The following is a 12911-nucleotide window of genomic DNA, read 5'->3' as shown; positions in this document are numbered from 1 at the left end:
TCCAGGAAAGCACCTACGACCAACTCACCCAGGAACCGAGGCTGTTCCAGTCCCAGTGAGAGCTGCAGCGACGGAGCGGCGGCGCCGCCTGATCCACGCTCCCCCGTCCGCGCCATGACACGCCCGCCCACCGTCCTGAAAGGCAGAGCCACGTGACCTCCCCCGCTTCCCCTTCGGATCGCGTTGCACCTCGGGCTGCCCTCTCGGCAGCGCAGTACGCCGTGTCCTCCCGGCACGCGGTGTGGCTCGGCGCCGCCGCGATCGTCACCGACCAGGTCGGCCGCGTCCTGCTGGTACACCCCACCTACCATGAGGACGACCGGTGGCTGTTGCCCGGAGGAGTCGTTGAACCCGGCGAACACCCGCACGACGCCTGCCGACGCGAGATCACCGAAGAACTGAGTCTGCCGAACCTGCCCCTGGCGAGCGTGCTCGCCGTCCACTCCCTCTCGTCACACCACGCCGCCATCCGGCGCGGCATCCCATGCCCCGGAGAGATCCGCTACGTCTTCGACGGCGGAACCCTCACCCCTGACCAGGCGAAAGCGATCCGCCTGCCGCGCAAGGAACTATCCGAGTACGCCTTCCTCGAAACGCGGGACGCGATGCAGCGGCTGCGCCCCGTGGACGGGCAGATCATGCTCGCCGCCTACCGCGCCCGCCTCGGGAACACCGCCACCGCCCACCTCGCCGACGGCCAGCACATCCTCGATGTCCCACCCCTGGACCGCCATGACGTCCACGTCCGCTACCGGCCCCTGTGGGACAGCCCCCTCAACCGTGACCCTGTCCCTGAACGGCTCTCCGTGCAGCAAGCCTGGGCGTGGTGCTTCGTGCCCGACGGCCGGGTCGTCCTCGTCGCCGACCCAAGCCCCCCGGGGCGCCCTGCCCATGCTGCCAGGCGGCACTGTGGAAAGGACCGACACGACACCCGAGGACACCCTCCACCGCGAAGCCGCCGAGGAAGCCCAGCTCACCCTGACCGACCCGGTGCGACTGGGCTGGGTGCTGGACGAGACCGGCGAGGTCTACGGCGGAGTGGGCCCCAACGCCCGGCTCCGCCTAGCCGCACGGGTCACCGATATCGGGCCGGCGACCGTCGACCCCGCCACCGGCCGCCCCTTCGCACGCCTGCTCGCAACCCCCGCCCAGGCAGCCGCCCTTCTGGGATGGGGCCCGCCAGGAGCGCGGCAAGCCCGACTCGCCGCTGAGACAGCCCGAGAGCGTTGGGGCCTGCCCACCGCTCGCCCCACCGCAATCGACGAAGTCCCTGCGAAGGGGATGCGGCTGAGCTGACACGAACGACCGCCCTTCTCAACTCTGGACCAGCCAGACCATCGATCGGAGGCACGTGTGCCGGACGACACCCAACAGGCGATCTCATCCGTCCCGAACCCGGCGACAGGAGGTGGACCGCGGGAGCACCACATGCACCTGCTCCCGCGGTACTACCGTCAAGTAGAGGCAGGGCGCAAGACAATCGAAGTGAGGGTGGCCACCCCGCAGAAGCGCGCCGTTGCCGTCGGCGACACGGTCGTCTTCCACGACCGCGACACAGGCCGGGAGCTCGACGTCATCGTGCAGCGGATCACCCCGTACCCCTCCTTCGAGGATCTGCTCAGTTCAGAGGACCCTGCGCGCATTGACCCGAACGGGCCGCCCGGAGAACTGCTCGCCAACCTGCGCAGCATCTACCCGCCAGCCAAGGAGGGCCTCGGCGTCCTCGCCTTGGCATTCGACCACCGCCCTGCACGGCCAGGCCGACCGATGCCGATGACGCCCGCGCAGTACGCGCAGACCGTCCCCCACCATACGGTGTACGGCTGCCTGTACATCCGCGACGAACACGACCGGCCGGTTCAACTGCGCTCGGTCTACGGCTCGCGCCTCTGGCAGTTCCCGGGCGGCAACCTGGACGCCCAAGGAGAGGACCCGCTGCAAACCGCTCGCCGCGAAGCGGTCGAAGAGACTGGCCTCGAACTGGGCCTGGATACGCCGAAGCTACTCCTGACGCACTTCCTGCACGCCGGGCCCGGCCTGCCGCTCAACAAGGTAGGGCTCATCTTCGACGGAGGCCGGCTCACCGCAGAGCAGCTCGGTCGGATCCGACTCGATCCCGCCGAGCACGACATGTGGGCCGTGCACGACCTCGCCACCTGGCAGGGCCTGATGGCGCCACGCGCCTTCGCTCGCCTCGACGCCATCGAACGGGCCCGTCGTGGCGAAGGCCCCGCCTACCTCACCACGCACACCTGATCCCCAGAGCCCCCACCCAGCCGGACGAAAGCGTCGGCGACTGGGCTTGGCACCCGCTCGATCAGCTCCCCGACAGCCTGTTCGTGTGCAGCGCCCAGATCCTCACCGCATGGCGGCCCGACTTGGCCATCGACCACTCACCAGCGCACTCCACGCGTTTCGCATCCGGACCAGCGGCCATGCCGGGCGACGGCCTGGCCTGACCGCCAGCACCCTCGTACGCCTGCGGCACCGCTCATCTTTTACTGTCGAAGGAGACGTAGTTGAAGATCGTGCTGATGTCCGACCCTCGGGTCGCCGCCATCCCTGTTCAGGACTGCGGCGAGGAACTCATCGACATACGGGCGTCCGGCCTGTTCCTCGTCGATCAACGCAAGCAGGACTCCGACGGCCACTTCGCGCACCTGCGGCACGGGCTCATCGAGCGCCTGGAACACGCCCAGCGACTGCTTCCCACTGAGTTCCGCCTGCTCGTCGTTGAGGGGTACCGGCCTCCGGCGCTCCAGCGGGCGTACTTCGAGGAGTACGCGACCAAGCTGCGTCGCGGAAACCCTGACTGGAGCGACAGTCGCGTCCACGAGGCCGCAAGCCGCTACGTCTCCCCACCTGAGATCGCGCCGCACAGCGCCGGCGCGGCCGTCGACCTGACCCTCGCCGCCTCGGACGGCCAGGAGGTGGACATGGGGACGAGGATGAACGCCTCCCCAGAGGAAAGCGACGGTGCCTGCTACACCCACGCGAACTCGATCAGCGGCGCTGCCCGGGCCCATCGCGACACGCTCTGCCGCGTCATGTCAGCCGCCGGTTTTGTGAACTATCCAACGGAGTGGTGGCATTTCAGCTACGGAGACCGATACTGGGCCCTCCACACTGGCCAGGCAGCCGCCATCTACGGACCAAGCGACCGTACGTAGCAGCAGCTACCAGCAGCACCGCGAGGGAGCGCGACATCGTGAGCAAGCCGACCGCCGTCCTACTCATCGGGATCACCGGCTCCGGCAAGACGCACCTTGCACAGGCTCTCGCCGCGATGGGCCTTGTCCGCCTCAGCGTTGACGAGGAGGTCCACCGCCTCCACGGCCGTTATGGGGTCGACTATCCCGAGCACGGGTATTTTGAGCGCGAGGCTCCTGCGGTCGAGACCGTACGTGCGCAGCTCACGGAGCACCTGCGCGCGGGCCGTGCCGTCGTCCTCGACCACGGCCTGTGGCGTCGTTCCGATCGTGAGGAATGGAAGAAGACAGTCCGGGCCGCGGGCGGACTCCCGCTGCTCGTCTACCTGCCGGCCTCCAGGGAGGAGCTCCTGCGGCGCCTCGCCGCGCGCAACCAGCGCAAGGACGCCAATGCCTTGATCGTGACTCCGGAAGCCTTGGACGACTTCTTCGCTCGGTTCGAACCGCCTACCGAGGATGAAGGTGCCGTCATCACCTACAACGGCGACGCAGAGGTCATCCGCTCCATGATCCGATGACGCCCCCGGCCGTCCCACCGAGCAGAGGCGCCAGGTGCTCGGCCATCACGAGCAAAGACCGCTCCGAATAGGACGGTCCTACCAGCTGCACACCGATCGGGAGGCCATCGGCGCTACGCGCAGCAGGCATGACCAGGCTGGGCAGACCGACGTGGCTGGTCAGGTTGGCCCAGCAGGTCTGGTCGAAGAAGCTCCGTTCAACGCCGTCGACCATGAGAGAGCGACTCCCGGCTGGGATCGCCGCAGTAGGAGCGGCGGGCGTAATGAGGACGTCGTGCTGGGCGTCGGCGAAGAACCGGTGCCACGTCTGCCGGAGCCGGAGGCGCTCCTCGTTGGCGCGGAGCCAGACACGGTGTGTCTGCGTTCGGTGGCGGAGGAAGGCGGCTCGAGGGCTCGCATCGTCCGTGTGCAGGTCACGGGCAGCGGCGAGTTCGGCGGCGCCGGCGTCGTCGTCGGTGGCTGCGGTCGTGGTGGCATAGAGGAGCTGCTCGAAGAGGCGCAGAGAGTCAGCGAAGCCGACCGGCCCCGTGGTATGGCGGACACTCGCGCCGACGGAGGTCAGCGTCCGTTCGACGGTGGCGAGAGCATCAGCGGTGTTGCGGTCGACTGGGCAGCTCGCGTCGTCGGCCCACACTGCCACGCGGAGCTGGCTGATCGGGCGTTGCGCCGTGGGCAGCGTGACGCTCCAGGGGTTGTTCTCGTCGGGTGACGGTGTCGTCAGTGCGGCGAGGAGCAGGTCGAGGTCTCGGGGGTGGCGGGCCAGGGGGCCGGGGGTGACCATGTCGCTGCTGGTGATCCACCCCGGCGGGCGAGGGACGTGGCCGCGGGCTGGGATGAGTCCCTGCGTCGGGCGCAGGCCGTAGACGCCGCAGTAGTGGGCGGGGAGTCGCAGGGAGCCGGCGAGGTCGCTGCCGAGGTCGGCGGGGGTCAGACGGGCGGCGACTGCTGCGGCGGGGCCGCCGGAGGAGCCGCCGGTAGTGCGCTTGGGGTCATGCGGGTTAAGCGTGGGGCCGAACAGGACGTTGTCGGTGTGCAGGTCTTGGCAGTACGCCGGGGTATTGGTCTTGCCCATGATGACGGCGCCTTGGTGGCGGAGCCGGGCGACGGCGTCGGCGTCGTGTGCGGGAACGTGATCGGCGAGGTCCTCGGCACCGCTGGTGGTGCGCAGGCCGGCCGTCTCGAAGCTGTCCTTGATCGTGAGGGGAAGGCCGTCGAGGATGCCGGTGCTCTCGTTGCGGGCGCGGCGTTCGTCGGCTGCGTGTGCGACGGCTCGGGCCGTGCTGTCGTCGCGGGTAACGACGGCGTTGATCTGGCTGGCGTCGATCTGCGCCAGGTGGAGGTCGAGCAGTTCGCGGCTGGAGATCTCGCGGCGATCCAGGGCCTGGAGCTGGACGTGGGCGGGCTGGTGGGTGAGGTCGGTCGTCATGCGGAGACCTGCTCAAGGTGGGGGGCTCGTGCGGGCTGGCGGGGCAGGTGGCGCGCTACGTCGAGGAGAGCGTCGATGTCGTCCATGGGCCTGCTGGTCTGGCGTTCGGAGTCGGCGAACTCGGTGAGCTGGTCGGTCTCCGGGCGGGTACCGGCGGCCCGGGCGGCGATTCCGGCGAGGATCTGGTCGGCGGTGACGGCCGCGGACAGCTCTTCTCCGTGAAGTCCTCGCGCCCGGTGGCGGGCTTCGCTGGCTTCGCGGACTGCGGCATCTAGGTACTGACGGATCACGAACCGTCCGTCTCGGATCTCGACTGCTCGGCGGTAGAGCCGGATCGAGATGCTGCGGAAGCGGCGCCTCTGGGCCGGGTCGACTCGGTCGATCGGCAGTGCGATCTCGGGCGCCTCGCTGTAGAACGCCAGCCACAGGGGGCGTAGGCCGTAGTAGCTGCGGTATTGCTTGATCCGGTACTGGAGACTCTGAGCCTGATCGTTGATGGTGGGCACTAGCCAGCCGATGAGCGTGAGCATGGCTCCGACATCGCCGCAGGTCCACGCGAAGCCCTCCCACTCCGCGAGCGACGCGTTGAAGGCGCCGGCGATCACGTTCCCGATGCGCACGGCGCTGTATCCGAGAGTGACGGTCGCGCCGAGGGCGACGATGCGCAGGCCGATACGGACGGACCCGCGTGTGCTGCGGTGGGCCAGGCGCCAGCAGGCACGGGCGAGGGACAGTTCGCCGATGGTGTAGGCCGTGACGTACAGGGTGAGATACGCGGCGTACCAGCCATCATGCGCGTAGTACAGCGTGAAGTTGATCGGTCGCGGCGCGTTAGGCGTCAGCAGGGCGAACAGCACCAGCAGCCCTGCGATCACAGCGAAGCCTGCGGCTACCCACTCCCGTGCCCTCCTGCGGGCAACTTCGGGGGGTGATCCCCAGTAGGTGAGGACGATCTGCTGGCAGGCGAGCAGCGCGACCACGCACCCCATCGCCAGGGGTACGGAGAGGTTCACCACGCCCAGGACATGATCGAGGTACTGCCACATCAGTGTGATGGAGAACAGGAACGACAGCCCTGACAGCAGGAAGACGGCGGCCAGCGCGGTGAAGGCGGGGTCTCGGCGGCGGGTCGGCACGTCCCGCAGCAAGCAGAGGAAGCCGAGCGTGGCGACGACGAGGCTGATCGGGTGGAGCAGGTCCTTCACGGCCGGGCCTCCCGTCGGCGCAGCAGCGTGTGCGTGACCCGGTCCTGCACTTCGTCTCCGGAGGACTCGTCGCTGCGCAGCCACCGGTCGATGATCCAGCGCTGGATCAACGAGGCGAGGAGTTCGGTGTCCCGCTCCTCGTCCTCGTCGTACTTGGTACGGCCCAGCATCATCTCGACGGTGGCCGAGCCCACGCTGGTGAAGATCGTTGAGGAGAGCGCGGACGCCGGGCGGTTCTCGTGGTGGCCGAGCAGCAGGTGGCTGAACTCGTGGGCGATGATGTGGTCCTGGTGCAGGGAGCTGGTCCGCGGGTCGTAGTACACGTGGAAGGCACTCTCCGTGACGGCGCATGCCCCGCACACGGAGGGCGCCTGCTCACGGGCCTCCAGGACCACCTTCCGTCCCGTGCGGCGTGAGACCTCGTCGCTGAGGTCGCGGATATTGGTGACGTGCGGGAGCTGCAGCTCGGCCAAAAGGTCAGGCCGGCGCAGCCTACGTGCGGACCACATTGCTTTTCCTTGATCACTTACTGAACGCGGCCGTTTTACGAGCCAGTTGAGGGTGGCAACCCCTCGGATTTTCGTACGCTCTCGACGATTCCCAGGACGGCATCCTTTCCGTCTGCGGAAACGTCGGACAGGCGAAGGAGCACGTTTTTGATCTTCGTGTCGCGAAGCAGTGCGAGCAACTCAAGTTCCTGCACGGTCTTTTCGGCGACGACGTCGTCGAACCAGTATGCGGGGTCCACGCCGAAAAACCCTGCTAGCGCTTCGAGGTGACGCTTCGTCGGGTTATCGCGCTGCCCGGTCCGCAGGAGCCAGAGGTACTGGGCCGACAGTTTGCCCAGCCCGCGCTTCTCCATGAGTTCGGCCACCTCGGCGTTGCTGAAGGGGCCGCGGTCGGGCGGGTGCACTGTGTCGAACAGGCGGTTTAGGCGGTCCATGAGCCCCTTGGGGCTCACCTGGCCTTCGGTCGAGTCTTTCATGATCCTTTCCTGGGTGGACTTCGTCGTCGCTTCAAGCACCCTACCCCGCGATAAACGTGAGTTGACGAGCTGATCCACTGTATGGAAAGTTCTTCCTCACCAGCACGTTTCCGTGTGACGCGTACCGCCTGTTTCAGGTCGGCCTGTCCGTTTCTACCGGCAGGAGTATGCCGGGTGAGTGGCACAAGCCACAGCCAGCGACATAGGTCACGTCTGGCACGCAGGATTTTATCTTCGACCGGAAAGCGCGGAGGCGGCAGTGGAAACACCCCATCCGCCTCGCATTTCCACTGCAGGGAATAACAGACACCCGTTCCAATTCGGACACAGTGACACGCTCTCGGCGTTCGAGGCAACCGCGGCAACGGTGCGCTTCGACGCGGGGGTGCGCCCCAGGTCGCGCCGTACGGACACTTGCGGCACACGATCATCCGATGACTCTCTGCAACCAGTACAGAGTTTAAGAACCAAGTCTGGATCTTGATACGGGTCCGTGCGTATGTTCGTCGTCCCCGGGCAGCCCGCCCGCAGCGACGGACATGAGGAGAGCACGAGGACGGACCGGACCGCGAAGGTCCACAAACAGCGACGGCGCCCGGGAGCGGTAACTCACGGACGCCGAACGCTAAGCGGCATACCCGCCCCGGCAAGGGCGGAGATTGCCCACCATCACCACGCTGAGTCCTTCCAAGGGGCGCGTCAGCGTGGCAACACTGCAAAGGGGAGTATCGCATGTCTCCTGCCCTGCGCAAAAGGCCCTTTCGCCTGGCCTGCGCGGCAGCCATCTCCGCCTCGGCGCCTCAGCGCCCCGAGCCGGACCGCACGTTCATGGCCCCGCCGAGCTGCGGGACCCGCCCGCTCGTCGGGAGCTGCCGATGAGCAGCGAAGCCCGCGACTGGGTGTGGGAGCACAGTTGCAGCCGGGGGACGGCGCGTCTGGTCCTGCTGTCGATCGCCGACCGGGTGGGCGACGAGCAGTGCGTTTCCTGGGCCTCCCTGTCGAGCCTGGCCAAGCGCACCCGCGCCTCCGTCTCCACGGTCCGTGAAGCCATCGACCGTCTGGTCGACGCCGGTGAGCTGGAGCAGCTCGAAGACCTCACCGGCCCGCAGCGCAGCACCGTCTACCGCCTCCCCCTCGCCGCCAAGGTCCTGGCGGAGACCGTGGACGACAAAGACCCCGACCAGACGCCGGCGGAGGGGACCGAAGCCACCCCGGCGCTCCGGATCTCGGCCCTGCGGCGCTACAACATCCGCCCGCGTGAGGTGCCGGAATCCCCTGCGAGGGCCCGGAAACCGGCAGTACCGGAATCCAGCAGGTCCGGACGGAAACCGGCACCTCGACGTGCCGGGAACCGGCACAGCGATGTACCGGAAACCGGCACACAGAACCGTAGTGAACCGGATTTGAACCGGAGGTACAGCAGTGGTGGTGGTGCCGTCCTCTCAGCTGCCGAGTGGCAGGTCGACCCAGCCACCCACACCTGGGCCCGCGAGCAGGGGCACCTCGACCGTCTGGGCGAGCAGGGCCTGCAGGCGGCCGACGCGAAGTGGCGTGCCCACCGCTCCGGCTTCAAGCCGAGGCCGGCGGCTGCGTGGGCTGCCGACTGGCGTTCCTGGGTCGCCCGGGAGCACCCCCCTGGCCGCCCGAACCTCTACGCCGTGCCCGGCACGGGTCCCGGCCAGCCCGGCGGCATGACGCGGGCAGAGGCCCACACCGCCGCACTTCTCGCCGCCCTGAACGAGCCGACCGAAACGGAGCAGTAGTCGTGGACCGCCGTGAAATCGCAGCCCTGCTGGCCTACATCGGCCGACTCGACCCCCGCACCATCCGCACCAACCAGGGCGAGGCACGCGACCAGCTCGCACAGTGGCACGAGCTGCTTGGCGACGTGCCGATGGCCACTCCGCACGGCTGGGACGCCCGCGTCGCCGCCCGCCAGCACATCAGAGTCTCGCCGTACCAGATCCTGCCCGCGGACGTCGCCCGCCCCTGGGAGAGCTACCGTCGCGACCGCCTGGCCCGGCACTCCGATCCCACGCCGTCCGCCGACCCGGACGACCAGGCCGCCTGGACCGCCGAGCTGGTCGGCACCCGCCGCGCCGTCGCCGCCGGCACCGCGCAGCCCGCCCAGGCCAGAGCCATCACCAGCGGTCGCGACCGCATCGACCCAAGGCTGGAGGCGAGGCTGCGGCAGATCGGCTCCTGCATACCGCCCGCCGCCCGCGCAGCCCTCGCCCCCTATCGGCCCGCTCGCGCAGCCCGCGAGGCCGCCGTCGCTCAGGGGCTGCCCGACGCCCTGAGCGTCAAGTGCGAGTGGTGCCTGGCCCAGCCCGGTGAGCCGTGTCGTCGCCGCCGGATCGGTCCCGACGACGGGGTACGCACGACCGCCCCGCGCGCCATCCCGCACCCCGGCCGCGTCGACCTCGCCGCCGCCCGGCAGGCCCAGCCGAGCGAGCAGGTCCAGCAGCCCGCCGTGGCCTGACCGGCGCATCGGTCGCGTGCATCCCGCCCGATGCACCGCTACCCCCTATCACCGTCCCGCCCCGGCTGCGGCGCACGCCCGCGCGCTGCGGCCACCCGACGCCGCGCCCAGCACCGCCCCAGCCGGCCGACGCGGCAGCACATCGGAGACCACCCTTGCGTCACATCACCACCCACGACGCGCCGGCCACCGGCCTGCGCAGTATCGGAGACACCAACTGGCACACCCAGGGAGCGTGCCACGGCATGGACGTCGAGGACGCTGACGCCGTCTTCTTCCCGCTCCCGCGGGACCACGAAGCCATCGCCGAGGCGAAGGAGCTGTGCGGCTGGTGCCCGGTACGCAGCGACTGCCTCAACTTCGCCCTGGAGAACGTCCTCAAGGAGGGCATCTGGGGCGGCCTCACCGAGGCCGAGCGGCGTCCCTGGCACGACGGACTGCACCAGCGCCTCGACTACCGACGCGTAACCTCCTTTTTCCTGGGACGCGACGTGCATCTGACCGAGGCCGAGCGGCAGGTCGTCATCGACCACGCCTACGTACGCGGCTGGCGGCCCGACCGGCTCGCCACCGCCCTTCAGATCAGCCACAAGCACGCACGCGACCTGCTGCGGCAGGCGACCAACAAGGTGTTCGACCGCGACCGCACCTACGGCGTGCCGCGGCCCAAGAAGAAGCGGAAGAAGACCGCCCCAGCAGCAGGCGGCCCCCCGCCCGCCTCAGCACCCGGCACACAGCAGCCAGCAGCCCGCCCGGCAGCGTCGACTCCGGCGCACGCCTCTCTCGGAAAGGCCGCATGACCCACCCCTTCCTGTCCCTCGGCGCCGCTCCGGACCTCTCTCTCCTCCTCGCCGCCGTGGTGCCCGCCGCCGTCGTGCTGGTGCTGACCGCCTGGACGATCCGGCGCCAGGGCACACGCCCGCAGAAACGTCTCAGCGGTCCGGCGGTCAAGGTCGCTGCCCTTGCCGCCCTCGGCTGTACTTGCTACTCCGCGGACACGAGCTGGCGGTTCGCCGCCGACTACCTCGACATGGCCGGCACCGCCGAGCGGGCCGGCATGTTCGCCGCAGCCGAGCTGGCGCTCTTCGCGACGGCGCTAATGGCACGGCAGAACCTGGCCACCGAGGGCGCCCCCGGCCTTCCGGGCACGTTGGTCTGGGTGATCACCGGAGTGCAGGTGATCCCCGCCTATGCCGAGAGCGGTCCTATCGGCGGCACGGTAAGGGCCTTCGTCGGGCCGGTCATGGCGGCGATGCTGTGGCACCTCGCCATGGGGATCGAGCTGCGCCTGCGCACCCCGGGTGCCGCCTCCCACGGACTGATCGCCGTCCTGGGGCGGGAAGCACGCGAGCGGCTGCTGTCCCGCCTCGGGATCGCCGCACGCGACCGCGACGCCGCACAGATCACCCGGGACCGGGCCACCGCCCGCGCAGTCGCCCTCGCCGTCCGCCTCGCCGAACGCACACCCGAGCAGCAGCAGAGCCGACGCGGCCGGCGGCTGACGCGGCGCCTGTCGAAGGCGGTCGGCAGGGCCTCGGTCGGGACCGACGCCCGCCAGCGCGCACAGCTGCTCGACCAGCTCGCCGCACGCCGGCACGCACTCGCGCTCGCCACGGTCCCGCTTCCCTCGCCCTGGTCCCCGGCGCACATCACCGCGAGGGCAGCCGCCGTCCCCTCGCATCCGGCCTCGACGGCGCCGGTCCCCGCAGCCGATCCCCCCGGCCCCCACGAGTCGTACAGGGACCGGGGACCGAGCGCCCCGAGGGGACCGGTCCCCAAGATTGCGGACTCTAAGGCGTCGGATGGCGCGGGGACCGGGGGCGAGAACGCGGGGACCAGGGTGGGGACCGAGGTTCCAGCCACAGGTGGGGTCCCGGGGACCGGTCCCACCGACCCGGAAGCCTCACAGGGGGACGCCGGAGGCGTGGGGACCGACCGCACTGCGCGAGAAGTAGCTGCTCAAGGCCCTGATTCGCATCCAGGACCGAACGCCGCCGAGTCGGGGACCGAGCCCACCGGGGACCGGGGACCGAACGACACCGACACGGGGACCGAGCCCACCGGGGACCGGGGACCGAACGACACCGACACGGGGACCGAGCCCACCGGGGACCGGGGACCGAACGACACCGACACGGGGACCGAGCCCACCGGGGACCGGGGACACACGGTGCCTCTGCGGAGCACGACGGCCACGAAGCCCCGGACTAAGACCAAGGGGAAGCGCGCCCGGTCCCGCAGCCCGCAGACGCAGCGCGCGCCGCGGGAGCTCGAGCAGTCGGTGGACCAGCTCGTCCAGCAGGTCCGTCCGCACGTCTCTGCCCTGCTCGAACGGGACGGCAACGAGTCCGTCACCCGGGTCCAGCTGCGGGAGATTCTCCGCCGTGAGGGCCTGAAGGGCGGCCGGAACGACCGGCTGAGCCTCGTCCTCCAGGAACTGCGGAGTGACGCCACCACGACGACAAGGAGCTCCGCCCGATGAAGACCTGCCACCAGTTCGACACCGTCCGTGCGGAGTACGAGCGGGAGATCAGCTTCATGCTCGCCCACTCAAAGCGGCACGAGGGCAGGCCGGCGGCGAAGTCCAGCGCGAAGCAGGCTGCCTCGACGAAGCAGCGGATGGCCCGCGCGCTCAACAGCCACGTCGGTCGCTGCCCCGAGTGCGGCTGAACCGGCAAAACCCCGCTCAAGGCCCCCTAATCGCAAAGGGGGGCCCGGCTCCGTGCCGGGCCACCCGCCCCGCTTGAGGAGACACGCCTTGATTCCGCGTCCTGTTCGCTCATCCGAGGCCACGGTCGTCGAGGCCAGCGCCTGGGCGGACGTCCTGGTCCGCCGGAGACTCCTGCACGCCGCCGTCCTCGCGCCTACCGGCCAGTGGCTCGTCCAGGGCCACTCAGAAGGATCCGTCCGCGTCCTTACGGGACCGGCCGACGTCCTCGCGCTGGCCGCGAGCATCCAACAGCACACCCGCTCCACGAGGCCCGAATCCTGATGACGAACCCCACCCAGACCGGCACCGCCCCGGAACCTGCTCCCAACTCCAACTCGGTCTCGGGGCGAGCAAGTTATCGGCCAAGACACTCTTC

General features: G+C 69.6%; 13 protein-coding genes and 1 pseudogene. 10 read left to right on the top strand and 4 right to left on the bottom strand.

What is annotated here, in order from left to right:
- Positions 1-152 precede the first annotated feature (152 nt).
- The 5 genes and pseudogenes from AQJ66_RS41125 to AQJ66_RS03135 all read left to right on the top strand — a co-directional run bounded on the left by AQJ66_RS41125 (position 153) and on the right by AQJ66_RS03135 (position 3727).
- The gene (locus AQJ66_RS41125) at positions 153-1211 is read left to right on the top strand and encodes an NUDIX domain-containing protein (protein ID WP_482255543.1); all 1059 of its coding nucleotides are present in this window, start codon (positions 153-155) and stop codon (positions 1209-1211) included.
- 280 nt (positions 1212-1491) lie between these two features.
- Positions 1492-2256 (top strand): NUDIX domain-containing protein, encoded by a 765-nt coding sequence (locus AQJ66_RS03145; protein ID WP_244162724.1) that lies wholly within the window; start codon positions 1492-1494, stop codon positions 2254-2256.
- Positions 2257-2270: 14 nt separating this feature from the next.
- A pseudogene (locus AQJ66_RS39885) lies at positions 2271-2459 on the top strand (NUDIX hydrolase); the annotation flags it as partial.
- Between the two features lie 75 nt (positions 2460-2534).
- Complete coding sequence (locus AQJ66_RS03140; protein ID WP_061916714.1) at positions 2535-3170, top strand: M15 family metallopeptidase; 636 nt, start codon at positions 2535-2537, stop codon at positions 3168-3170.
- Positions 3171-3208: 38 nt separating this feature from the next.
- Complete coding sequence (locus AQJ66_RS03135; protein ID WP_061915948.1) at positions 3209-3727, top strand: P-loop nucleotide/nucleoside kinase family protein; 519 nt, start codon at positions 3209-3211, stop codon at positions 3725-3727.
- Here AQJ66_RS03135 and AQJ66_RS03130 read toward each other — a convergent pair.
- From AQJ66_RS03130 to AQJ66_RS03115, 4 genes are all read right to left on the bottom strand, one after another.
- Positions 3705-5153: an amidase family protein gene (locus AQJ66_RS03130; protein ID WP_061915945.1), complete on the bottom strand. Its 1449-nt coding sequence runs from the start codon at positions 5151-5153 to the stop codon at positions 3705-3707. The genes AQJ66_RS03135 and AQJ66_RS03130 overlap by 23 nt on opposite strands.
- A complete protein-coding gene (locus AQJ66_RS03125) occupies positions 5150-6358 on the bottom strand; it encodes an MAB_1171c family putative transporter (RefSeq protein WP_006143104.1) in 1209 nt (402 codons plus the stop codon). The genes AQJ66_RS03130 and AQJ66_RS03125 overlap by 4 nt, the downstream gene beginning before the upstream one ends.
- Entirely contained in the window at positions 6355-6831 is a 477-nt protein-coding gene (locus AQJ66_RS03120) for a hypothetical protein (RefSeq protein WP_006143105.1), read from the bottom strand. The genes AQJ66_RS03125 and AQJ66_RS03120 overlap by 4 nt, the downstream gene beginning before the upstream one ends.
- A 71-nt stretch (positions 6832-6902) precedes the next feature.
- Entirely contained in the window at positions 6903-7343 is a 441-nt protein-coding gene (locus AQJ66_RS03115) for a helix-turn-helix domain-containing protein (protein WP_063785003.1), read from the bottom strand.
- Between the two features lie 875 nt (positions 7344-8218).
- Between AQJ66_RS03115 and AQJ66_RS03110 the strand changes: the two genes are divergently transcribed.
- The 5 genes from AQJ66_RS03110 (at position 8219) to AQJ66_RS03090 (ending at position 12495) form a co-directional block, all read left to right on the top strand.
- Complete coding sequence (locus tag AQJ66_RS03110; protein WP_006143106.1) at positions 8219-9106, top strand: helix-turn-helix domain-containing protein; 888 nt, start codon at positions 8219-8221, stop codon at positions 9104-9106.
- Positions 9107-9108: 2 nt separating this feature from the next.
- The gene (locus AQJ66_RS03105) at positions 9109-9825 is read left to right on the top strand and encodes a zinc finger domain-containing protein (protein ID WP_006143107.1); all 717 of its coding nucleotides are present in this window, start codon (positions 9109-9111) and stop codon (positions 9823-9825) included.
- Positions 9826-9980: 155 nt separating this feature from the next.
- On the top strand, positions 9981-10625 hold the full coding sequence (locus AQJ66_RS03100) for a WhiB family transcriptional regulator (protein ID WP_061915942.1): 645 nt from the start codon (positions 9981-9983) through the stop codon (positions 10623-10625).
- The gene (locus tag AQJ66_RS03095) at positions 10622-12307 is read left to right on the top strand and encodes a collagen-like domain-containing protein (protein WP_061915939.1); all 1686 of its coding nucleotides are present in this window, start codon (positions 10622-10624) and stop codon (positions 12305-12307) included. The genes AQJ66_RS03100 and AQJ66_RS03095 overlap by 4 nt, the downstream gene beginning before the upstream one ends.
- A complete protein-coding gene (locus AQJ66_RS03090; RefSeq protein ID WP_006143110.1) occupies positions 12304-12495 on the top strand; it encodes a hypothetical protein in 192 nt (63 codons plus the stop codon). Before AQJ66_RS03095 ends, AQJ66_RS03090 begins: the two co-directional genes overlap by 4 nt.
- The last annotated feature ends 416 nt before the right edge of the window (positions 12496-12911 follow it).

Origin of the sequence: Streptomyces bungoensis, from assembly GCF_001514215.1 — a bacterium.
In the GTDB taxonomy this organism is placed as follows: Bacteria; Actinomycetota; Actinomycetes; order Streptomycetales; family Streptomycetaceae; genus Streptomyces; species Streptomyces bungoensis.
Note: the sequence above shows the minus strand (reverse complement) of the source record. Positions and strands in the feature narration are given on the sequence as shown.

Coding starts and splice junctions, on each gene's coding strand:
- AQJ66_RS03140 (WP_061916714.1), top strand. CDS start 2,535: ATGTCCGACCCTCGGGTCGCCGCCATCCCTGTTCAGGACTGCGGCGAG.
- AQJ66_RS03130 (WP_061915945.1), bottom strand. CDS start 5,153: ATGACGACCGACCTCACCCACCAGCCCGCCCACGTCCAGCTCCAGGCC.
- AQJ66_RS03115 (WP_063785003.1), bottom strand. CDS start 7,343: ATGAAAGACTCGACCGAAGGCCAGGTGAGCCCCAAGGGGCTCATGGAC.
- AQJ66_RS03110 (WP_006143106.1), top strand. CDS start 8,219: ATGAGCAGCGAAGCCCGCGACTGGGTGTGGGAGCACAGTTGCAGCCGG.
- AQJ66_RS03095 (WP_061915939.1), top strand. CDS start 10,622: ATGACCCACCCCTTCCTGTCCCTCGGCGCCGCTCCGGACCTCTCTCTC.
- AQJ66_RS03090 (WP_006143110.1), top strand. CDS start 12,304: ATGAAGACCTGCCACCAGTTCGACACCGTCCGTGCGGAGTACGAGCGG.